Origin of the sequence: Haloferax chudinovii (assembly GCF_042663345.1) — an archaeon.
GTDB classification, from domain to species: Archaea; Halobacteriota; Halobacteria; order Halobacteriales; family Haloferacaceae; genus Haloferax; species Haloferax chudinovii.
On sequence record NZ_JBHTAB010000002.1, the window covers coordinates 405,170 to 424,950 of the forward strand.

General features: G+C 69.8%; 20 protein-coding genes. 11 read left to right on the forward strand and 9 right to left on the reverse strand.

All coding sequences use genetic code 11. The annotated features are described in order from the left end of the window. Positions 1–151: 151 nt before the first annotated feature. The 4 genes from aspS to ACFQI8_RS06285 all read left to right on the forward strand — a co-directional run bounded on the left by aspS (position 152) and on the right by ACFQI8_RS06285 (position 3,943). Positions 152–1,456, forward strand: coding sequence for an aspartate--tRNA(Asn) ligase (gene aspS, locus ACFQI8_RS06270; RefSeq protein ID WP_390243458.1), 1,305 nt, complete (start codon positions 152–154; stop codon positions 1,454–1,456). Between the two features lie 257 nt (positions 1,457–1,713). Beyond that, complete coding sequence (locus ACFQI8_RS06275; protein ID WP_390243460.1) at positions 1,714–2,166, forward strand: SHOCT domain-containing protein; 453 nt, start codon at positions 1,714–1,716, stop codon at positions 2,164–2,166. Between the two features lie 82 nt (positions 2,167–2,248). Next, positions 2,249–3,082, forward strand: coding sequence for a pantoate kinase (locus ACFQI8_RS06280; RefSeq protein ID WP_390243461.1), 834 nt, complete (start codon positions 2,249–2,251; stop codon positions 3,080–3,082). Positions 3,083–3,184: 102 nt separating this feature from the next. After that, positions 3,185–3,943: a 4-phosphopantoate--beta-alanine ligase gene (locus ACFQI8_RS06285; protein ID WP_390243462.1), complete on the forward strand. Its 759-nt coding sequence runs from the start codon at positions 3,185–3,187 to the stop codon at positions 3,941–3,943. Positions 3,944–4,037: 94 nt separating this feature from the next. Here the strand turns inward: ACFQI8_RS06285 and ACFQI8_RS06290 are convergent, their stop codons facing one another. Together ACFQI8_RS06290 and ACFQI8_RS06295 are read right to left on the reverse strand one after the other, a co-directional pair. Further along, positions 4,038–5,111 carry a molybdopterin-dependent oxidoreductase gene (locus tag ACFQI8_RS06290; RefSeq protein ID WP_390243464.1) on the reverse strand — a complete coding sequence of 358 codons (1,074 nt, stop codon included), beginning with the start codon at positions 5,109–5,111 and terminating at the stop codon, positions 4,038–4,040. Positions 5,112–5,205: 94 nt separating this feature from the next. Continuing rightward, entirely contained in the window at positions 5,206–6,186 is a 981-nt protein-coding gene (locus ACFQI8_RS06295) for a glutathione S-transferase family protein (RefSeq protein ID WP_390243466.1), read from the reverse strand. Positions 6,187–6,436: 250 nt separating this feature from the next. Between ACFQI8_RS06295 and ACFQI8_RS06300 the strand changes: the two genes are divergently transcribed. The 3 genes from ACFQI8_RS06300 to ACFQI8_RS06310 are packed head-to-tail and all read left to right on the forward strand — an operon-like array spanning position 6,437 to position 9,519. Beyond that, positions 6,437–7,471: a thiamine pyrophosphate-dependent dehydrogenase E1 component subunit alpha gene (locus ACFQI8_RS06300; protein ID WP_390243468.1), complete on the forward strand. Its 1,035-nt coding sequence runs from the start codon at positions 6,437–6,439 to the stop codon at positions 7,469–7,471. Beyond that, positions 7,468–8,478, forward strand: coding sequence for an alpha-ketoacid dehydrogenase subunit beta (locus ACFQI8_RS06305; RefSeq protein WP_390243469.1), 1,011 nt, complete (start codon positions 7,468–7,470; stop codon positions 8,476–8,478). Before ACFQI8_RS06300 ends, ACFQI8_RS06305 begins: the two co-directional genes overlap by 4 nt. Beyond that, positions 8,479–9,519: an NAD(+)/NADH kinase gene (locus ACFQI8_RS06310; protein ID WP_390243470.1), complete on the forward strand. Its 1,041-nt coding sequence runs from the start codon at positions 8,479–8,481 to the stop codon at positions 9,517–9,519. 7 nt (positions 9,520–9,526) lie between these two features. On the opposite strand, the gene ACFQI8_RS06315 is transcribed toward ACFQI8_RS06310, so the two are convergent. Then, complete coding sequence (locus ACFQI8_RS06315; protein ID WP_390243471.1) at positions 9,527–11,026, reverse strand: 2-oxo acid dehydrogenase subunit E2; 1,500 nt, start codon at positions 11,024–11,026, stop codon at positions 9,527–9,529. 90 nt (positions 11,027–11,116) lie between these two features. Here ACFQI8_RS06315 and ACFQI8_RS06320 point away from each other — a divergent pair, with 90 nt between their 5' ends. Next, a complete protein-coding gene (locus ACFQI8_RS06320; RefSeq protein ID WP_390243473.1) occupies positions 11,117–12,040 on the forward strand; it encodes a sulfide-dependent adenosine diphosphate thiazole synthase in 924 nt (307 codons plus the stop codon). A 129-nt stretch (positions 12,041–12,169) separates the two neighbouring features. On the opposite strand, the gene ACFQI8_RS06325 is transcribed toward ACFQI8_RS06320, so the two are convergent. The 4 genes from ACFQI8_RS06325 to ACFQI8_RS06340 all read right to left on the reverse strand — a co-directional run bounded on the left by ACFQI8_RS06325 (position 12,170) and on the right by ACFQI8_RS06340 (position 15,216). Beyond that, on the reverse strand, positions 12,170–12,883 hold the full coding sequence (locus ACFQI8_RS06325; RefSeq protein ID WP_390243474.1) for a class I SAM-dependent methyltransferase: 714 nt from the start codon (positions 12,881–12,883) through the stop codon (positions 12,170–12,172). 12 nt (positions 12,884–12,895) lie between these two features. Next, the gene (locus ACFQI8_RS06330; RefSeq protein ID WP_390243476.1) at positions 12,896–13,795 is read right to left on the reverse strand and encodes a thiamine-phosphate synthase family protein; all 900 of its coding nucleotides are present in this window, start codon (positions 13,793–13,795) and stop codon (positions 12,896–12,898) included. Then, a complete protein-coding gene (dcd, locus tag ACFQI8_RS06335) occupies positions 13,792–14,379 on the reverse strand; it encodes a dCTP deaminase (RefSeq protein WP_390243478.1) in 588 nt (195 codons plus the stop codon). The genes ACFQI8_RS06330 and dcd overlap by 4 nt, the downstream gene beginning before the upstream one ends. 96 nt (positions 14,380–14,475) lie before the next feature. Next, positions 14,476–15,216 carry a YIP1 family protein gene (locus tag ACFQI8_RS06340; RefSeq protein ID WP_390243479.1) on the reverse strand — a complete coding sequence of 247 codons (741 nt, stop codon included), beginning with the start codon at positions 15,214–15,216 and terminating at the stop codon, positions 14,476–14,478. 97 nt (positions 15,217–15,313) lie between these two features. Here ACFQI8_RS06340 and pth2 point away from each other — a divergent pair, with 97 nt between their 5' ends. Then, positions 15,314–15,652 (forward strand): peptidyl-tRNA hydrolase Pth2, encoded by a 339-nt coding sequence (pth2, locus tag ACFQI8_RS06345; protein ID WP_004970196.1) that lies wholly within the window; start codon positions 15,314–15,316, stop codon positions 15,650–15,652. Next, a complete protein-coding gene (gene truD / locus ACFQI8_RS06350; RefSeq protein WP_390243481.1) occupies positions 15,652–17,019 on the forward strand; it encodes a tRNA pseudouridine(13) synthase TruD in 1,368 nt (455 codons plus the stop codon). The genes pth2 and truD overlap by 1 nt, the downstream gene beginning before the upstream one ends. Positions 17,020–17,040: 21 nt before the next feature. Here the strand turns inward: truD and ACFQI8_RS06355 are convergent, their stop codons facing one another. Further along, positions 17,041–17,853 carry a hypothetical protein gene (locus tag ACFQI8_RS06355; protein WP_390243482.1) on the reverse strand — a complete coding sequence of 271 codons (813 nt, stop codon included), beginning with the start codon at positions 17,851–17,853 and terminating at the stop codon, positions 17,041–17,043. A 119-nt stretch (positions 17,854–17,972) separates the two neighbouring features. Between ACFQI8_RS06355 and ACFQI8_RS06360 the strand changes: the two genes are divergently transcribed. After that, positions 17,973–18,698: a DUF2103 domain-containing protein gene (locus tag ACFQI8_RS06360; protein WP_390243484.1), complete on the forward strand. Its 726-nt coding sequence runs from the start codon at positions 17,973–17,975 to the stop codon at positions 18,696–18,698. 38 nt (positions 18,699–18,736) lie between these two features. Here the strand turns inward: ACFQI8_RS06360 and ACFQI8_RS06365 are convergent, their stop codons facing one another. Then, complete coding sequence (locus ACFQI8_RS06365; protein WP_390243486.1) at positions 18,737–19,741, reverse strand: NAD-dependent epimerase/dehydratase family protein; 1,005 nt, start codon at positions 19,739–19,741, stop codon at positions 18,737–18,739. Positions 19,742–19,781 lie beyond the last annotated feature (40 nt).

Here is a 19,781-nt window from a genome sequence, read left to right on the forward strand (position 1 = left end):
CACGCGCGCCGCGGACTAAGTACCGCGGGACCGACTGCCACGAGAAATCGTGACCCGCCTTCGACCCACCGTGGGCGAGACTGGACGGTCGAACGCCTCAGAGCGAGGCGAAGACACGATGTTTAAGACGAACGGTCGGGAACCACGTCGTATGCGAAACCGAACGTACACGGCCGACGCCGAGCCCGGTGACACGGTCACCGTCGCCGGCTGGGTCCACGAAGTCCGTGACCTCGGCGGCATCGCGTTTCTGATTCTCCGGGACACCTCCGGCAAGATTCAGGTCAAGTTCGAGAAAGACGAGATGGACGACGACCTCGTCGAGACGGGTCTCGGCGTCCACCGCGAGAGCGTCATCTCCGTGACCGGCGAGGTCGCCGAAGAGCCGCGCGCGCCGACGGGCGTCGAAATCACGCCCGAGAGCCTCGACGTCATCGCCGAGGCCGAGGCACAGCTCCCGCTCGACCCCTCCGGTAAGGTCGACGCCGAGCTCTCGACGCGCCTCGACAACCGCACGCTCGACCTCCGTAAGGACGAAGTGAAGGCAATCTTCGAGATTCGCGCCGAGGTCCAGCGCGCCGTCCGCGAACAGTTCCGCGACCTCCGCGCGACCGAAATCAACACGCCGAAAATCGTCGCCACGGGGACCGAGGGCGGCACCGAACTCTTCCCCATCACGTACTTCGGCAAAGAGGCGTTCATGAACCAGTCGCCCCAGCTGTTCAAACAGCTGATGGTCGGCTCCGGTCTGGAGCGCGTCTTCGAGGTCGGCCCCATCTTCCGCGCCGAAGAGCACAACACGCCCCGCCACCTCAACGAGGCGACCTCCATCGACTTCGAGTCGGCGTTCATCGACCACACCGAAGCGATGGACGTCTGTGAGGCGGTCGTCACGGCCGCCTACGAGGCCGTCGCGGAGAACTGTCAGGACGAACTCGAAGCGCTCGGTCTCGCCGAGGAGTTCGAAGCGCCGTCCGGCGAGTTCCCGCGGCTCACCTACGAGGAGGCCATCCAGCGCATCAACGCGACCGGCAAGCTCGACGAACAGCTCGTCTGGGGCGACGACCTCCCCACGGAGGGCGAGAAGGCGCTCGGCGAGGACGTCGGCGAGCACTACTTCATCACCGACTGGCCCAGCGAGATCAAGCCGTTCTACATCAAGGACCACGACGACGACGAGACGCTCTCGACGGGCTTCGACATGATGCACCCGAACATGGAGCTCGTCTCGGGCGGCCAGCGTGAACACCGCTTCGACAACCTCGTCGCCGGCTTCGAACAGCAGGGTCTCGACCCCGACGCGTTCGAGTACTACACGAAGATGTTCAAGTACGGCATGCCCCCGCACGCCGGCTTCGGGCTCGGCGGCGAGCGGCTCATCATGACGATGCTCGGACTGGAGAACATCCGGGAAGCGGTTCTGTTCCCGCGTGATCGCCAGCGTCTCTCTCCGTAGAGACGCACCTGACGAGCGGGAACAGGGAGCAACGCGAAGCGTCGCGAGTGAGTTCCCGCGTGATCGCCAGCGTCTGAGCCCGTAAGGGCGAAGACGTGGCGAGCCAACGAGACGAGCGCACGCGGGTCACGTCAGCCCGCCAGCCCTGTCGCCCGAGGCGACGGCGCACTACCGACGCGCCTCACTGTTTGCGAAACAGTCGTTAGCTCCCGGACGCGTTAGACCACCATGCACGAACGTCGTCGCGGGGGGAACCGATGACCGACCCGAAGCGAATCGTCGACGAGGCCGTTGAAGACGCGGGCGACGACGAGGATTCGGCGCTCGAACAGTTGGTCACCGGCGTCGTCGTGGCGCTCATTTTTCTGGTCGGCTTCGGCCTGCTCGCGCTCGGGGAGTGGTGGTTCTGGGTCGTCTTCCCGGTCGGCTTCGCGGGCGTGCTCCCCGCCGCGATAGCCCTCGTTCGCATCTACGAGTCCCGTCGCGGCGACGACGCGGACGAGTCGCTGACGAGCGAGACCGAAGACGCGCTCGAAACGCTCCGGCGGCGCTACGCGACCGGCGAGCTCTCAGAGGAGGCGTTCGAGGCGAAAGTCGAGCGGCTGTTGGAGACGGAGACGGTCGCGGACGCTCGGGAGTCAGCCGCGGCGCGTCGGCCCGAGGGCGACGCGAGCGAGGCGAAGCGAGAGGCGGAGTTCGACCGCGAGTGAGCGCGAACCGCGAACGAGGCGCGTGGGGTTCGGACGCGACGAAACGCAACACCGTTAACCGACCCCCGTCGTAGAACCACCGATGAGCGACGACGCGACGGCGTTCGTGCCCGGGCACGTGACGGGGTTTTTCAGCGCCCACCCCGCCGACGACCCGGCGGTCGCCGGCTCTCGCGGCGCGGGACTGACGCTCTCGCACGGCGTCACCGTGACGGTCGAACCGGCACCGGAGACCACCGTCAGCCTCGACGGCGAGGCGGTCGAGATGCCGCCCGTCGCGGACGTGCTTCGGGCGCTCGGCGTGACGGCCGCCGTCGACGCCGAAAGCGACCTCCCGTTGGGTGCGGGCTTCGGCGTCTCGGGCGCGATGGCGCTCGGGACGGCGCTCGCGGCGAACGCGCTGTACTCCTGCGGTCGGTCGGAGAACGAACTCGTCACCCTCGCCCACGTGGCCGAGGTCCGCGCGGGGACCGGCCTCGGCGACGTGGTCGCGCAGGCCCGCGGCGGAATGCCCGTCCGGGTCGAACCCGGCGCGCCGGAGTACGGCCGGATGGACGGCATCCCCGCGCGCCCCGAAATCGAGTACGTCGCGTTCGGCGGTCTCTCGACGGCCGACGTGCTGTCCGGGGACACGAGCGCACTCACGGCGGCCGGGGAGACGGCCCTCGAAGAACTGCGCGCAGAGCCGACGCTCGACCGATTCATCGCCGAGTCGCGGCGGTTCGCCCGCGACGCCGGCCTCCTGACCGACCGGGTCGAAACCGCTATCGACGACGTGCGCGCGGCCGGCGGCGACGGCTCGATGGCGATGCTCGGCGAGACGGTGTTCGCGGTCGGGTCGGGGCTGTCGGACGCCGGCTACGACCCGGAGCGCTGTCGCGTCCACCCCGCCGGCGCGACGCTTCGGAGCGAGTAGGCGGCAACCGGGGCGGCGACCGGGACCGGCGGCGGACAGGGGAGTCTGCCCGCCCGTTCCGATGAGAAAACGTGTTACTGCCGCGGCGACGACCCACCACCAATGAGCGACATCGAGATTCCCGAGAGCCACCCGAGATACCAGTCGCTTCTCACCCGCCACCGCATCGAGGAGGGCGTCGAGAAGGGTATCACGAGCCGGCAGGGACTCATCGCGCAGGGGCGCGGCGAGGCGTTCGACTACCTCCTCGGCGAGCGGACGATTCCGAGCGCGGACGAGGCGGCGCGGGCGGCCGCGGCGCACCTCCTGCTCGCGGACCACCCGGTCATCTCGGTCAACGGGAACGTCGCGGCGCTCTGCCCCGGCGAAATCGTCGACCTCGCCGAGGCCGTCGACGCCGACATCGAGGTGAACCTGTTCAACCGCACCGACGAGCGCATGCGGGCCATCGTGGACCACCTGCGCGACCACGGCGCGGACGAGGTGAAAGGACTCACCGCCGACGGGCGGATTCCGGGTATCGACCACGAGCGCGCGAAGGTCGACGCCGACGGCATCGGAAGCGCCGACGTGGTCGTCGTCCCGTTGGAGGACGGCGACCGGGCGGAGGCGCTCGGCGCGATGGACAAAGTCGAAATCGTCGTCGACCTCAACCCGATGTCGCGGTCGGCGCGGGTCGCCACGGTCCCCATCGTGGACAACATCGTGCGCGCGGTGCCGAACGTCGCGACTCACGCCCGCGACCTTCGGGACGCCGGCGCGACGCGCGAGGAACTGGAAGCCATCGTCGCCGACTTCGACGCCGACGCCGCCCTCGACGCCGCCGAGCGGACGATTCGCGCGGGCGGAGACGACGAGTAGGCGACCGACGAACCCGCGACGGAGACGCCGAGCGCGGCCGACGATTCTGGACCGCCTCGTCGACGTGCTGTGGATGCTCCCGTGGTGAGCGCCGCTATCCGAACCCGCTCACCAGCACCGCGAGCCACTGCGCCGGGTCGCGTCGCCGGCGCACCTCGACCGTATCGACCCACTTGACCCACTGGAACCCGCGTCGGTTCGGCGCGACCAGTCGGAGCGGCGCGCCGTGGCCGTGGGAGAGCGGGTCGCCGCCGACGCGCGTCGCCAACAGCATCTCGCGGGCCTCAGCGATGGGAAACGACCACCGAAAACCCGTCACCGACCGGACCGTCACCCACCGCGCCGACGAGTGAAAACCCGCGGTATCGAGCGCGTCGCCGAGTCTGACGCCGGTCCAGTCCTGTTCGGTGTACCAACCGCTCGTGCAGTCCAAGAGGGCCGACCACGTCTCGTCGGGCGCGAGGTCGCCCCGGTCGAGTTCGAGCGGGCGGTCGACCAGCCCCGCGACCGAAAGCGACCACGAGTCGGGGTCGACGGGGTCGGGGTCGTCGGCGACCCAACTCGTCACCGGAAAGGCGTCGTTGCCCTCACCGGGCGGGAGCGGCCGCGACCCGGTGAACCGCCGGCCGACACCGCGGAGCGACCCGACCGTCTCGGTCGCCCGGTAGGTCGCCGCGCCGAAGACGAGTATCGCGCCGTACTGGAGCGCCCGGCGTCGGTCCGCGAAGTCGACCCTGCGGGGCGGGCGGAAGCGCGCCCGGAGGTGGACGAAAAGCACCGGGAGGACGAGCAGGCCGAAGCCGATGTGGACGTTGAGGAGCGTCCAGAAAGCGATTCGGACCTCGACGCCGAGCACCCACGCGACGCCGGTGCCGAGCGCCGCGAGCGCGACGACCGCGAGGAGGACCGAGAGCGCGGTGTGGCGGTCGCGGAGCCGCGAATCGAGCACGCGGTGGCGGACCCGATAGAGTTTGAAGCCGACGAGAAGGATGAGCGAGAGGCCGGCGACGCCGTGGGCGACGAACAGGACCCCGTTGGCCGGGTGGCCGGCCCCGAGGCTCAGCACGCCCGAGAGCGTCTCGAAGACGACGAGCGCGAAGATGGACCAGTCGACCGCCCGCGGCGGCGGTTCGAACCGCCGGAGCGCGCGGGCCGCGCGGCTTGCCATGAGAAATAATAGCGTTTCGAACGGCAATAGGGTGTCGCGGAAGGCGACGAGAGCGGAGACGGGACGGAGACGAGTGCGAAAACCGAGTGGCGGCTCAGTCGTCGACCGTCAGCGCCGCGGGGAGGGCAACCGGGAGGCGGTCGCGGTCGTGTTCCGCGTCGAAGTCAAGGTCGGGGCCGACGCCGTAGATGCGCTTGGGGTTGATGTCGCCGTGACTGACGAAGTAGTGCCGGACGATGTGGTCCATGTTGACCGTCTTTGCGACCCCCGGAAGCTGGTAGAGCTCCTTCGTGTAGTTCCAGAGATTGTCGTACTCGTGGACGGCCTTCTTGTTGCATTTGAAGTGCGTGTGGTAGACGTGGTCGAAGCGAATCAGCGTCGCGAACATCGCGATGTCCGCCTCGGTGAGCACGTCGCCGGCGAGGAACCGACGGTCGTCGAGCACCTCGTCCCAGTGGTCCAGCGCGTCGAACAGTTCCTCGACGGCTTCTTCGTAGGCCGCTTGGGTGGTTGCGAACCCGGCGCGGTAGACGCCGTTGTTGACCGGCTCGTAAATCTCGTCGATGAGGCGGTCGACCTCCTCCTCGTAGCCGTCGGGGTTGAGGTCCACGTCGTTGTCGGCGAGGGGGTCGAACGCCTCGTCGAGCATCCGCATTATCTCGCGGGACTCGTTGTTGACGACGGTCTCGCGCTGTTTGTCCCACAGCACGGGGACGGTGACGCGCCCGGTGAACTCGTCGTCGGCGCGGAGGTAGATGTCGCGGAGGAACGCCTCGCCGTACAGCGGGTCCGGGAGGTCCTCGGAGAACTCCCAGCCGTCGTCGATGCGGACGGGTTCGACGAGCGACAGCGAAATCGCGTCTTCGAGGCCCTTCAGCGCGCGCGTCATCGCGGTGCGGTGGGCCCACGGACACGCGCGGCAGATGTAGAGGTGGTACCGCCCGGCCTCGACCGGGAACCGCTCGTCCTCGCCGACCCAGTTGCGGAAGTCGGTCGTCTGGCGCTCGAACTCGCCGTCCTCGTTGTTGGCGACGAACTTGTCGGTTCGCCACTCGCCTTCGTAGAGCATGTTCATGCTACCACGACCTGGAGTGCTTGCATAGCCGTCCGTTGGGACGTGACCACCAAAAGTTGGGAGGCGACATCGGTGTAACCGGGCGTCGAACGGGATTGCCATCTCGCAATCGCCAACTCGTGACAGTAATCTGTTAAGATTGACCCGTGCTGACGTGGTTCGGTTACACAGTCTTCGTCGCCTGACTAACCTAGTGGCTGTCAGTTTGAGTAAAAGTCATCATAGTTCATGGTAATTGTTGGGACGTCACATGGTGGTACTAGACATCGAGACGGAGGATGGACAGCGCGAGGCGCTTCGTCGGATGCTCACGATTCGGGCGTTCGACACGAAGGCGGCCGACCTATTCAGCGACGGCGAACTCCCCGGGTTCGTCCACCTCTACGTCGGTGAGGAAGCGGTCGGGGTCGGCGCGTGTTCGGCCCTCGAATCGGACGACTACATCACGAGCACCCACAGGGGTCACGGTCACTGTATCGCGAAGGGGCTCGACCCGGACCTGATGATGGCCGAGCTGTTCGGGAAGGCCAACGGCTACTGCAACGGCAAAGGCGGGTCGATGCACATCGCGGACGTCGACGCGGGGATGCTCGGGGCGAACGGCATCGTCGGCGCGGGACCGCCGCTGGCGACGGGTGCCGCGCTCACGTCGCACCTGAAAGGCGAAGACACCGTCTCGCTGGCGTTCTTCGGCGACGGCGCGGTCGCACAGGGACAGGTCCACGAGGCCATCAACCTCGCGTCGACGTGGGGCCTCCCGGCGGTGTTCCTCGTCGAGAACAACCAGTACGGCGAGGCGACGCCCGTCGAGAAACAGCACAACGTCCAGAACCTCAGCGAGACCGCGGAGGCGTACAACATCCCCGGCTTCACCGTCGACGGGATGGACATCACCGCCGTCTACGAGGCCGTCAAGGAGGCGCGCAAGCGGGCCGTCGACGGCGAGGGGCCGACGTTCATCGAGGCCGAGACGTATCGGTACCACGGCCACTTCGAGGGCGACCAACAGCCGTATCGGACCGAGGAGGACGTGGCGATTTGGAAGGACCGCGACGCCATCGAGACGTTCAAGCGACGGCTCGTGGACGCGGGGACGATAACCGAAGACGAGTTCGACGAGATGAAAGCCGAAATCGACCAGCAGATCGAAGACGCCGTCGGGAAGGCAAAGGACACGGCGTACCCGGACCCGAGCGAGGCGTACGAGGACATGTTCAACGCGGCCGTCCCGGAGATTAGCGACTTCTCCAGCGGGATGCGGGCCGACGGAGGTGAGGACCGATGAGCACCGAGACCAGCAGTGGGACGGGCCCGGATCAGACGAAGGAGATGACCATCCGAGAGGCGATTCGGCTCGCCCTCCGCGAGGAACTCGAACGCGACGACGACGTGTTCGTCATGGGCGAGGACGTCGGGGAGTTCGGCGGCGTCTACGAGGTCACGGGCGACCTCGTCGAGCAGTTCGGCGAGAAGCGCGTCCGCGACACACCCATCAGCGAGGCCGGCTTCATGGGCGCGGCGGTCGGCGCGGCGGCGACCGGGACGCGGCCGGTCGTCGAAATCATGTTCTCGGACTTCATGGGCGTCTGCTCCGAGCAGATAATCAACCAGATGGCGAAGAACCGCTACATGTTCGGCGGCAAGACGGAGATGCCCGTCACCGTCCGAACGACGGAAGGCGGCGGGAGCGGTGCGGCCAGCCAGCACTCCGGGACGATTCACACGTGGTTCGCCCACTTCCCCGGCGTGATGGCCGTCGCGCCCGCGACGCCGGCGTCCGCCAAGGGACTCCTGAAGTCGGCAATCCGGTCGGACGACCCAGTCATCGTCTTCGAGAACAAGCAGATATACGAACAGCAGGGCGAGGTGCCGCTCGACGATGACTTCACCATCCCAATCGGCACCGCGAGCGTCGAGCGCGAGGGCGAGGACGTGACCGTCGTCGCCACCCAGCGCATGGTCGGCGAGTCGCTCGAACTCGCCGAGGACCTCGCGGGCCAGACGAGCGTCGAGGTCATCGATCTCCGGTCGCTCTACCCGATGGACACCGAGACGCTGGTCGAGAGCGTCAAGAAGACCGGTCGCCTCGTCATCGCCGACGAGAGCCCGCTGTCGTACGGGACCCACGCCGAGGTCGCGACGCGCGTCATGGAGAACGCGTTCTACAGCCTCGACGCCCCCATCCAGCGGGTCGGCGTCGCCGACGTCCACATTCCCTTCAGCCCCGCGCTCGAAGAGGAGGTGCTCCCCCACGGCTCCGACGTGGAAGCCGCAATCAACCGCATCGTGTGAGTGACGACCACAATCGGTCTCGTCGTCAACCCCGCCGCCGGCCGCGACATCCGCAGGCTCACCGGCGGCGCGAGCGTCAGTAACAACTACGCCAAACGCCGCACCGCGGGTTGCGTCCTCGCGGGGCTGACGCTCGTCGACGACGTGGAGGTGCTGGTCATGCCGGACAACACGGGTCTCGCCGACCGCATCGTCGACGACGCGCCCGACCGAATCGGCATCGACTTCGTGGACATGACGGTCACCGCGTCGGGACAGGACAGCCGAGCGGCCGCGGCCCACTTCGCGGACCACGCCGACGCCGTCGTCGTCCTCGGGGGCGACGGCACGACGCGAGACGTGGCCCAGACCATCGGCGACGTGCCGGTCGTGAGCATCTCGACGGGGACGAACAACGTCGTCCCGACGCCCGTCGACGGCACCGTCGCGGGCGCGGCCGCCGCGCTCGTCGGAAGCGGTGCGGTACCCGCGGCCGAGACAACCACGCGCCACGGGACCGTCAAGGTCGACGTCGTCCGGTCCGAGGAGACGACGGTCATCCGCGGACTCGCCACCGTCGGCATCCTCGACCGCCCCTTCGTCGGCACGCGGGCGATTCTCGACCCGAGCGACATCGTCGGCGGCGTCGTCTCGCGCTCGTCGCCCGCGGAAATCGGGCTCTCGGGCATCGCCGGCGGTCTCGTCACACACCGACCGGACGACCCCGGCGGCGTCGGCTTCCGACTGGCCCGCGACGGGGCTGACGGGACAGACGCGCCGGATGCGGCGGACGCGGCGACCGGCCCGGCCACGACGGTCAGAGCGATTACCGTCCCCGGAAACCTCTCGACGGTCGACGTGGCCGAACACCGCGTCCTCGACGACGGCGAGGACTACGCGTTCGAGGTCGACCGCGGGGTCATAAGCGTCGACGGCGAGCGCGAACACGAGGTGCGAAACGGGACCGTCCACCTCCGACCGGTGAGCGACGGCCCGCGACTGGTCGACGTCGAGGCGGTCCTCGAACGGGCGGCCGACGACGGGCGCTTCAGGCTCGAGTGAGCCTTTTTCACCGCCCGCCGGCGGCGATGACGAGCGACCACGGGTTCTCGACGTGTTCGACGAGCGTGCCGAGCATGCGGGCGGCGTCCGCCCCGTCGACGATGCGGTGGTCGAACGACAGCGAAAAGGAGATGACCCGCCGGACGGCCACGTCGCCGTCGTCGGTCGGCACGGCCTCCCGGCGAATCGCGTTGACGCCGAGGATGGCGACCTGCGGCGGGTTGATGACCGGGTCGAACGACTCGACGCCGAGGACGCCGAGGTTCGAGACGGTGAACGTCCCCCCCGAGAGGTCGTCCATCGTGAAATCACCCGACAGCGCCCGCTGAGTAGTCTCGGCGCGGGTCTCGGCGAGTTCGGCGAGCGACAGCGAGGCCACGTCGCGGACGACCGGCGCGATGAGTCCCTCGTCGATGTCGACCGCGACACAGACGTTGTGCTCCTCGTGGAGCCTGTGGACGCCGTCCTCGAAGGTCGCGTTGAACTCGGGGTGTTCGTCGAGCGACGCCGAAAGTGCGAGGAGCAGGACGTCCGTTATCGACACGTCCACGCCGAGGGCGTCGTCGGCGGCGTTCGCCGCGGCGAGCAGTTCCTCCGCGTCCGCGCGGCGGTCGACCGTGACGTGGACTGCCTCGCGGTAGCTCTCGCCGAGGCGGTCGGCGATGGTGCGGCGCATCCCGGATAGCGGGCGTTCGGTCTCGACCGGCTCGCTCGCGGCGGTCGCCTCGGCTCCGGCGGCCGCCGCGGAGTCGGTTGCCGCCGCGCTCGCGCCGCCCGCCGCCCGCACGTCGGACTCGGTGATGCGACCGTTCTGTCCCGTGCCCTCGACCGCCGCGATGTCGACGCCGAGCTCGCGGGCGAGGCGGCGGGCGCTCGGCGGGGCGAACACGCGCTTGTCCGCCGTGTCGGCGGTCCCGGCGGCGGCCCCCCCATCGTCGGTCTCCGCGGCCGTCCCGGATTCGGCCGCGGCTTCCACGTCGCGTTCGGTGATTGCGCCCTGCGGCCCGGAGCCCTCGACGGTCGTGAGGTCGACCCCGAGGTCGTCCGCGAGCCGCTTCGCGCGCGGCGACGCGCGGACCTCGCCGTTCCCCGACGGGCCATCCGACCCGCTCGGGCGTTGCTTCGCGACAGACGAGGCGTCTCCGGTCGCCGCCGCCGTCTCGGTCGTCTCGGCCGCGCCCGAGTCCGCCGCGGAGTCGTCGGTCGCGGCGGGTTCGTCGCCGCCCGCACCGACGCCCGCGTCCGCCTCCAACCCGGAGATGTCCTCGTCCGCCCCGGCGACGATGGCCAACGCGCCGCCGGGCGCTATCGACTCGCCCTCGGCGAGCACGACGCGCCGCAGAACGCCGTCTTCCTTGGCGTCAATCTCCGCGGTCGTCTTCTCCGACTCGATTTCGGCGATTGGCTCGCCCTCGGTGACCTCGTCGCCCTCCGAGACGAGCCACGCCGAGAGCTCACCCGACTTCATCTCCAGTCCCAGTTTGGGCATCTTGACTACGTACGCCATGACAGTAACATACACAATAGACCGTGATATAGCTAGGTCGCCGCGGCCGCGACCACCAGACTTTACTACTAGGTGGTATCGCTAGGTAGTATGCCGTTCGACGGATTCACCGACGCGACGGAAGCACAGGTCACGCGCGCGATTTCGGACTCGTGGATGGAGGAGTTCCGCGAGCGCACCGACACCGAGGTCATCGTCGTCGGCGGCGGCCCCTCCGGGCTCGTCGCGGCCAAGGAACTCACCGAACGCGGCGTCGACGTGACCATCGTGGAGAAGAACAACTACCTCGGCGGCGGCTTCTGGCTGGGCGGCTTCCTGATGAACAAGGTGACCGTCCGCGACCCGGCCCAGCGCGTCCTCGACGAACTCGGCGTCCCCTACGAGGAGAGCGACGAGGCCGAGGGGCTGTACGTCGCCGACGGCCCGCACGCCTGTTCCGCGCTCATCAAGGCCGCCTGCGACGCCGGCGCGAAAATCCAGAACATGACGGAGTTCACCGACGTCGTCCTCCGCGAGGGCGACCGCGTCGGCGGCATCGTCATGAACTGGACGCCGGTCCACGCGCTCCCGCGGGAACTCACCTGCGTCGACCCCATCGCGGTCGAGTCCGACCTCGTCCTCGACGCGACCGGCCACGACGCGGTCGTCCTCTCGAAGCTCTCCGAGCGCGGCGTCCTCGACGTGAGCGGCATCGAACACGCCAAGGAACACAACACGGGCATGGACAACACCGCCGACGGCGAGTACGGCGCGCCCGGCCACGACTCGCCGGGCCACGACTCGATGTGGGTCGCAGAGAGCGAAGACAGCATCGTCGACGCGACGGGCGTCGTCCACCCCGGCGTCGTCGCCTCCGGCATGGCCGTCGCCACCGCGCACCACCTGCCGCGCATGGGGCCGACGTTCGGTGCCATGTTGCTCTCCGGTCGTCAGGCGGCGCAGTCCTGTCTCGACGAACTCGGCCGCGATGCACCTGAAGTGAGCATCTCCGGGCCCGCTCCGGCCGACGACTGACGCCCGCCTGCGGTCCGATTGTCGGCACCCCCGACGCCTCTGACACTTTTTCGGGTCGCTCCCGGCCCGTTTTCGCTCGTATCGAAGACTCCCGAAACGTAGCGACAGCGCGGCTCCCGAATCTGTTCCTTACTCCACCACGCCCGCACGAACCCGCGCGAAGCCGAGCGCGTGGGTCGTCCGGTGGGTCACCCGACACCGCGACTCGAGCGCCCGGTGGGCCGCGACGAGCCGCCGGTTCAACAGCTTCGTCGGCGACGCGCGCATCGTGCGCGACCCCGGCGGCGCGGTGACGCGGACGAGCGCCCGAAACACCGGATTGAGCGGTCGCCAGCGCGGGTCGGTCGTCGCCGCGAGGTCGACGAGACAGAGTCGCCCGCCGGGGCCGACGAGGTCCGCCCACGACGAGACCACGGTCGCGGGGTCGCCGAACATCCCCGAGACGAAGGTGGCGAGGACGGCGTCCGGCGACTCGGCGAGTTCGGGGGCGACCGGCGGCCGGGTCGCGTCGGCGCGAACGAGGTGGACGTTCGGGTACTCGCGGGTTCGCTCGCGGGCCACGTCGAGGACGCCCGGAGAGAAGTCGACGCCGACGACGGTCCCCGCGGGGCCGACGCGCTCGGCGAGATACGGGAGATTCGCACCCGTCCCACAGCCCATCTCGACGACCGTCTCGCCCGGGTCGAGCGCGAGCGCATCGGCGGCTTCGGTTCTGACGCTCCCGACGCCGGGCGCGCGGCGGGCGAGCGCGTCGTAGAGCGTCGCCCAGCGGGTGTAGAACGACTGGGCGACAGACGACGGGGAGCGGGGGCGAGAACCAGAGGTGGACTGTTCGGCTGTCATGGGACGGGAGCCTCAGAGCAGGACGCGGACCACGTCGGCGACGGCGGGCGCGTCGGGGCCGAGGATGTACGTGATGGGTTCGATACCGTAGCCGCCGCTCTGGTAGACGACGAACGTCTCCGGGAGGTCGCGGGCGGTGAGGAGTTCGCGGACCGGGTCGGTCGGCGCGTCGGGGTCGAACTCGATGCACTCGTAGCCCGCGGCTTCGAGGTCCGCGATGACGCCCGCGTCGTAGACGATGTTGAGCGCGGCGTTCACGTCGGCCCCGGCGGCGCGGGCCGAAAGCAGGACGCCCGCGACGTGGCCGCTGACGCCGAACTCTGGTTCGCCGGGGACGGTCGCCTGTCCCTTCACGTCGAAGATGCGGCCGGGGATGGCCGCCACGTCGTCCACGCTGTCGGCGTCCGGAAGCGACTCCACGAGGTTGGAGCCGACGTTCGGGATGAGCCCCGCGAAGCCGGAGGTGTTCGTGAGCATGCGGAGGCCGCGGCGGACCGACGAGCGGACCTGCTCGACGGTTCGGAGGCGGCCCTCGGGGTCGTGAATGCTCCGGAAGCCGTCGTGGGAGGCGAGTTCGGGCATCTCCTCCTCGTGGAGGTCGGACAGCAGGTCGCCCTCCTCCAGTTGGCGGATGAGGACCTCGGCCTCGACGAGCGCCTGCACGGGCGTCATATCGCCCGTGGCGAGGCCGTCGCCGACGCGGGAGACGAGGTCGACGACGCGGGGGTCGGCGGCGACCCGCTCGTTCGTGCTGACCTCGCCGTGGGCGTACTTCGAGACGGCGCTCTGGCTGATGCCGAGCGCCTCGGCGACCTCCGACTGGGTGAACCCGCGGTCGCGGAGGTCCTCCGCGAGGAGCGCGCGGAACGTCGGGAGGAACGCGTCCACGACGATTTCCTCGATGAACTTCATTCGTCACCACCGAACTCGGGGTCGGAACTGAGCCGCGACGCCTGCGGCCCGCGCTGGCCCTGATACTTCGAGCCGCGTTCGACCCCGTAGGGGCGGTCCGCGGGCGACTTCATCTCCGTGAACACGAGTTGCGAGATACGCATACCGGGGGTGAGCGCGACCGGCGCGGTGCCGAGATTCGACAGTTCGAGCGTGATTTGGCCCTCGTAGCCGGGGTCGACGATGCCCGCGGTGGCGTGGATGACGACCGCGAGGCGGCCGAGTGACGACCGGCCCTCGACGGTCGCCAGCAGGTCGGCGGGAATCTCCACGCGCTCTTTGGTCGTGCCGAGGACGAAGTCGCCGGGATGGAGGATGAAGTCGTCGCCCTCCGGGACGTGGGTTTCGCGGACGTACTCGGAGACCTCGCTCTCGCGGTTCGGGTGGATACAGGAGATGTTCGTGCGCTGGAACTCCAAGAATTCGGTGCCGAGACGGAGGTCGACGCTCGCGGGCTGGACCTGCATGTCCACGTCGTCTATCGGGTCGACCACGAGGTCACCCTCGGCGAGGCGGGCGAGGATGTCCGAGTCGGAGAGTATCATACTCGAAGGGAGGGCGTCGCGGACAAGTAAATCCACCTTCTCGGCGGGGCGACAGCGCCCCCGCCTCGACGGAGCGACGCCCCCACCCCGCGCGGCTCAGAGGAGTTCGAACAGGAGGCCGACGAGGCTCAGGCCGACGGTGACGACGGCGGCCGACCCCACGTCGAGGTCGCGGGCGCGGGCCATCCCGTAGGTGCGGACGTACGTCGCCCACGCGACCGTGACGACCACGACGGCCCCGCTGACGAGGCCGAAGCCGGAGAGCGCCGACTGCATCGCGGCGACCGCGGCGTCGGGCGTCGACGGGAGGTCGATTCGCGGGAGGACGTAGGCGAGGGAGCCGGCGAGCGCGAGAGCGCGGGCCGCGCTCGGGACCATTCCCCACGCGGCGACCGTCAGCGTCTCGGCGAACCCGCCCTCGCCGCCGACGAGCGACGTGCCGAGGTGGAGCACCGCCGCCTCGAACAGCCAGAACAGCGGCACGCCGACGAGCATCGCCCACGGGACCCACGAGAGTTCGTCCCAGACGAGGTCGCCGAGGCGCTCGTCGAGCTGTTCGGGCACGGACGGGTCACAGCCCGCTGGCGCGTCCATGTCGGCGAACGGGCCGCCCTCCTCGTAGTTCTCGCACATCCAATCCGGCGCGTGTGCGGGGTTGTCGACGCTGACTCGCTGGTCGAGCTGTTGGGTGAACGTGACGAGGATGCCGCCGGTGGCGGCCGCGACGACGAGCGTCACGAGCCCGACGACGGCGAGTGCGCGCCCGGTGTCGAGCGGTCGCGGCCGCGACGCGAAGTACTCGCGCGGCTTGCGGAGGGGCGTTCGGGGACCTGTCATCGGTCGAACCACGGAGATGTCGGGGAAATGTCTTCTGCCCGCCGGCGTGACGCCCGCGATGGGAGGACATTTACCGCGTCGGCGGGGAGTAGCGGGCATGAAACAGGCCATCGTCGCACGCGCCGACCTCGGCATGGGCCGGGGAAAGCTCGCCGCGCAGGTCGCCCACGCCTCGCTGTCCGCCTACGAGGACACCGACTCGCAGACGCGGAAGCGCTGGAAGGGCGGCGGACAGAAGAAGGTCGTCCTCAAGGCCAACGGCGAGTCCGAACTGTTCGCACTCGCCGACAAGGCCGAGCGGGCGGGCATCCCCCACGCCATCATCCGCGACGCGGGGCACACGCAACTCGACCCCGGCACGGTGACGGCGCTCGCCGTCGGCCCCGCCGATGACGACGAAATCGACCGCGTGACCGGCGACCTCTCGCTGTACTGATGCGCGAGGCACACCCGCTGGAGCGCGCGGTCGGCATCGACAGCTACGTGAGCGACGCCGACGGCGTCGGCGGCCGCCTCCGCGTCGCCCCCGAGGACTTCCGCGTGCGCGAACTCGAACTCGACTCGCTGAACGTCCGCCCGCCGGACGCGCCGACCGGCGACTTCCCGAACCTCGTGCTCCGCGTCACCCTCCGCGGCTGGGACACCAACGACTTCGCCGGGCGGCTCTCCGACGAACTCGGCGCGAGCAGAGAGCGCGTCGCGTGGGCCGGCACGAAAGACAAACACGCCGTGACGACCCAACTGTTCACCGTCAACGGCGGTGACGCCGCCGCCGTGCCCGAGATTCCGAACGCGGACATCGAGGTGGTCGGCCGCCTCGGCCGCACGCTGAACTTCGGCGACCTCGCGGGCAACGGCTTCCGCATCCGCGTCCGCGACCCCGAAAGCCCCGAGCACGCCGCGGCCGTCACCGACGCGCTCGCCGAGTTCGGCGGCCGCGAGGGCCGCGTCGGCGTCCCGAACGTCTTCGGCCACCAGCGGTTCGGTAGTATCCGCCCGATTACCCACACAGTCGGCCTCCACGTCGTCCGCGGCGAGTGGCGCGAGGCCGTGTTGGCGTACTGCGGCGGGCCGACCGAGGACGAACCCGAGGAGACTCAGGAGGGTCGCGCCGTCGTCGACGAGGAAGCCGCGTCGGGCCACCCCGACTGGCACCGCGCGCTCGACCGGATACCGGGCTACCTCGGCTACGAGCGCGGCATGCTCCACCGCCTCGCCGAGGACGGCGCGGAGACCGACGAGGACTGGCGCAACGCGCTCGAATCGGTCCCGTCGAACCTCCAGCGCCTGTTCGTCAACGCCGCGCAGTCCTACGCGTTCAACCGGATGCTCTCGGAGCGCCTCGACCGCGGCCTCCCGTTCGACGAACCCGTCGAGGGCGACGTGGTCTGCTTCGCCGACCGCGACGCGCCCGAGGGGTTGGAGCTCCCCGACGTGAGCCGTCTCCAGACCGCGACGGGCCGCCGCGTCGACGTCATGAGCCGCCACATCGAACGCGGCCGCGCGTTCGTCACGGCCCCGCTCGTCGGCACCGACACCGAACTCGCCGAGGGCGAACAGGGCGACATCGAGCGGGCCGTCCTCGACGACCTCGACCTCGAGCCGGGCGACTTCGACCTCCCCGGCAACTTCCGGTCGACCGGGACGCGACGGGCGATTCTCGTCCGCACCGACCTCGACGTGGACCGCGAGGGCGACGCCGACGGCGCTGATGACCTCGTCTTCGACTTCGCGCTCCCCCACGGCTCGTACGCGACGGCCGTGATGCGCGAGTACCTGAAGGCCGGGCCGCTCGACCTCTGAAAATCGAATCGAGACGCGAACCTACTGTTCTACGGCGCTCGCGGCGGGACCCGTTCCGGCCCGTCGCGTCGCGTCCGCGGTGCGCGTGGTCGCGTAGCCGATGGCCGCGAAGGGAAGCGAGAGGAGCGTCGCGGCGACCGCGAAGCCGACCGCGAGGCCGACCGACTCCGGGTCGAAGCCGGTGGCCTCCGCGGCCGGCGGGAAGTACGACCACGCGGGGACGGCGAACGCGAGCGCGGAGACGGTCGCGGCGAGGCGGAATCGGCCGCGGGCACTGGCGACGCCGAGCACGTAGCCGATGGCCAGCGGGAGCGCCAGCGTGGCGGTTCGGGCGACCGTGGGCCCCGCGGCGAGCGACGCGACGACACTGGCGAGGGCGACGGGTGCCATCGCGTACAGCGACCCGGTGACGACGCCCTCGGCGTTCGAGCGGCCGGCGAAGACGGCTCCGGCGGCGGCGAGGAGCGCGACGCCCACGCCGGCGACGACGACGGGCCTGTCTCGGGCGAAGACGGCCACGAGCGGGACGGTCGCCGAGGCGACGAGCGCGAACGCGTGTTCGGCGGTCGTCCGCGTGTCCGAGGGGTCGCGGTGGGCGACGAAGGCGCGGAAGCTCCCGGCGGCGACCCACGCGAGGGCGGCGAACAGCGCGGTCGAAAGCGGTGCGGCCCGACTGAGATACGAGGCGACCCCCCGGGCCGTGTCGAGCGCCGACCGGCCCAGTTGCGTCGCGAGGCGGACGGTCGTCTCGGGGTCCGCCGCGAGCGCGACCAGTCCGACGAGGCCGGCGAGCGCGAGCGGCGACAGCGACGCGAGAAGGGCGCGGCGGCGCATACGGAGTGGAGTCTCGGACACGGGGACGAATATGTTTCGCCGGTCGGGTCCCGGGTCGGGGCGGAGGCCCGCTCGAATCGCATAAACGACCTTTTGTACGCGCACACCCGACAGTCGATATGCACTGTCGGCGGTGTGGAAACCCGTTAGAGAAGCCGGGAGACTACTGTCTCACCTGCAACACCGCCAACTGCGACGCCGTTGTGGCCGTCTTCGCGGCCGACCGCGCGACGCTGACGTTCCTCGACGAAGAAGGCGTGCTCGGCGAGACGACGGTCACGACGATACCCGAGTCGGACGACGAGACGAAGGTGGTCCAACTCCGCAACTTCGCCGGCCTCGTCGCCGACGAGATTCGGCGCAAGCGCCCCGAAACCGTGTACGCCGCGGGCGAGCGCGACCCGTTGCGCGAGACGCGCGCGCAACTCCACCACGAGTTCTACCGCGTCTCCGACGACGACCCCGTCCAGCGCGTCCTCGATACCCGCGGCGAGCGGACGCTGGAGGTCGTCGACATCCCGCCCGCGGAGAAACTGGGCGGGAGCCACAGCACGCTCATCGGCGGGCGACGGGGCCGCCGGGCAATCGGCGTCGTCGCCGGCCACCCGCACGTCAAGAAGGTCATCCCCGGCCCCATCGACGCCGGCGGCACCGGGTCGCGGACGGGGCTCCGGGCGAAGGTCACCCGCGCCGACGGCAACGGCAACGTCAGGCTCCTGCTCCGCGACGGGTCGAGCGTCCAAGAAAACCGCATCGTCACCACGGCGATGAACCGCGAGACGGGCGAGCGCGTCCGCGACGACCTGAACGAGGCACTGCGCGAAGACGGGTTACAAGACGAGTAGCGGCGGAAAACACGCCGAGCCGGAATCGAGTGAGCGACTCAGGCCGACTCGGCGGCCCCCTCCGGAAGCGTCTCGATTCGAATCGGTTCGGCGTCGGCTTCGTCGCGTTGTGACTCGTACCACGCGACCGTCTCAGCGACGGCGTCTCGCAGGGGAGTCGGTTCGACGGCGTCGCCGAACGCCTCGCGGAACTTCGCGTCGCGGACGACGTACGGCTCCTCGAAGGCGTATCGCATCTCCGCGAGCCCCTTCAGCGGTGCGCTCAGGTAGCCGCCGAGAGTCAGCGCGACCCCCGGCGCGGCGATGATGTGCGGGAAGCCGGGGTCGATGTCGGCGGCCTCGTAGACGAGGTCGACGAAGCGGCGCGTCGACACCGTCTCGGGGTTCGGGACGTGCCAGACCTCGCCGAGCGCCTCGTCACGCTCGCCGAGGAGGACGAGCGCCCGCGCGAAGTCGGGGACGTAGGTGTAGGTGTGGGCGAGTCGCGGGTCGCCGAACACCTTCGCGCGCTTGCCGGCGACGGCGGCCCCGAACACCTGCTCGCCGACGGCCGACTCGCGGACGCGCGGGCCGAAGAAATCGCTGGCCCGGCCGATGGTGGCCTCGATGCGGCCCGCCTCGTGGGCGTCGAGGACGATGTCGGCGCACTCGGCTCTGGTCTGTCCCTTCGGACCGGTGGCGGCATAGGGGAGGTCCTCGGTGAGACGGACCTGCGCCGGGCCGTACATGTAGAGGTTCTCGGCGACGACGAGGCGCGCGCCGGCGGCTTCGGCCCCCGCGACGACGCCGCGGGTGAGGTCGGGGAACAGTTCGGGCCACTCGTCGTACGGCGGTTGAGCGCAGTGGTAGACGACGTCCGCGCCCGCGAAGGCGGCGACGGCGCGGTCGGGGTAGAGCACGTCCGCGAGGCGGCTCTCGACGCCCTCGGGAAGGAACTCCGGCTCGTGACGGGTCACCGCGGCCACGTCCTCCCCGCGTTCTCGGAGCTGTTCCATCACCGCGAGTCCGACGGGACCGGCACCCACCACTATGTGTCGTGTCATAACCTCCCGTACGCGCGCCGGCGACAAAGCGGTGTCTAGG

Bases quoted from the DNA above. Each gene is read 5' to 3' on its own strand.
- ACFQI8_RS06365 (WP_390243486.1), bottom strand. From the start codon at position 19,741: ATGACACGACACATAGTGGTGGGTGCCGGTCCCGTCGGACTCGCGGTG.
- dcd (WP_390243478.1), bottom strand. From the start codon at position 14,379: ATGATACTCTCCGACTCGGACATCCTCGCCCGCCTCGCCGAGGGTGAC.
- aspS (WP_390243458.1), top strand. From the start codon at position 152: ATGCGAAACCGAACGTACACGGCCGACGCCGAGCCCGGTGACACGGTC.
- ACFQI8_RS06325 (WP_390243474.1), bottom strand. From the start codon at position 12,883: ATGACAGCCGAACAGTCCACCTCTGGTTCTCGCCCCCGCTCCCCGTCG.
- ACFQI8_RS06330 (WP_390243476.1), bottom strand. From the start codon at position 13,795: ATGAAGTTCATCGAGGAAATCGTCGTGGACGCGTTCCTCCCGACGTTC.
- ACFQI8_RS06295 (WP_390243466.1), bottom strand. From the start codon at position 6,186: ATGAACATGCTCTACGAAGGCGAGTGGCGAACCGACAAGTTCGTCGCC.
- ACFQI8_RS06275 (WP_390243460.1), top strand. From the start codon at position 1,714: ATGACCGACCCGAAGCGAATCGTCGACGAGGCCGTTGAAGACGCGGGC.
- truD (WP_390243481.1), top strand. From the start codon at position 15,652: ATGCGCGAGGCACACCCGCTGGAGCGCGCGGTCGGCATCGACAGCTAC.
- ACFQI8_RS06340 (WP_390243479.1), bottom strand. From the start codon at position 15,216: ATGACAGGTCCCCGAACGCCCCTCCGCAAGCCGCGCGAGTACTTCGCG.
- ACFQI8_RS06320 (WP_390243473.1), top strand. From the start codon at position 11,117: ATGCCGTTCGACGGATTCACCGACGCGACGGAAGCACAGGTCACGCGC.
- ACFQI8_RS06300 (WP_390243468.1), top strand. From the start codon at position 6,437: ATGGTGGTACTAGACATCGAGACGGAGGATGGACAGCGCGAGGCGCTT.
- ACFQI8_RS06290 (WP_390243464.1), bottom strand. From the start codon at position 5,111: ATGGCAAGCCGCGCGGCCCGCGCGCTCCGGCGGTTCGAACCGCCGCCG.
- ACFQI8_RS06360 (WP_390243484.1), top strand. From the start codon at position 17,973: ATGCACTGTCGGCGGTGTGGAAACCCGTTAGAGAAGCCGGGAGACTAC.
- ACFQI8_RS06355 (WP_390243482.1), bottom strand. From the start codon at position 17,853: ATGCGCCGCCGCGCCCTTCTCGCGTCGCTGTCGCCGCTCGCGCTCGCC.
- ACFQI8_RS06280 (WP_390243461.1), top strand. From the start codon at position 2,249: ATGAGCGACGACGCGACGGCGTTCGTGCCCGGGCACGTGACGGGGTTT.
- ACFQI8_RS06315 (WP_390243471.1), bottom strand. From the start codon at position 11,026: ATGGCGTACGTAGTCAAGATGCCCAAACTGGGACTGGAGATGAAGTCG.
- pth2 (WP_004970196.1), top strand. From the start codon at position 15,314: ATGAAACAGGCCATCGTCGCACGCGCCGACCTCGGCATGGGCCGGGGA.
- ACFQI8_RS06305 (WP_390243469.1), top strand. From the start codon at position 7,468: ATGAGCACCGAGACCAGCAGTGGGACGGGCCCGGATCAGACGAAGGAG.
- ACFQI8_RS06285 (WP_390243462.1), top strand. From the start codon at position 3,185: ATGAGCGACATCGAGATTCCCGAGAGCCACCCGAGATACCAGTCGCTT.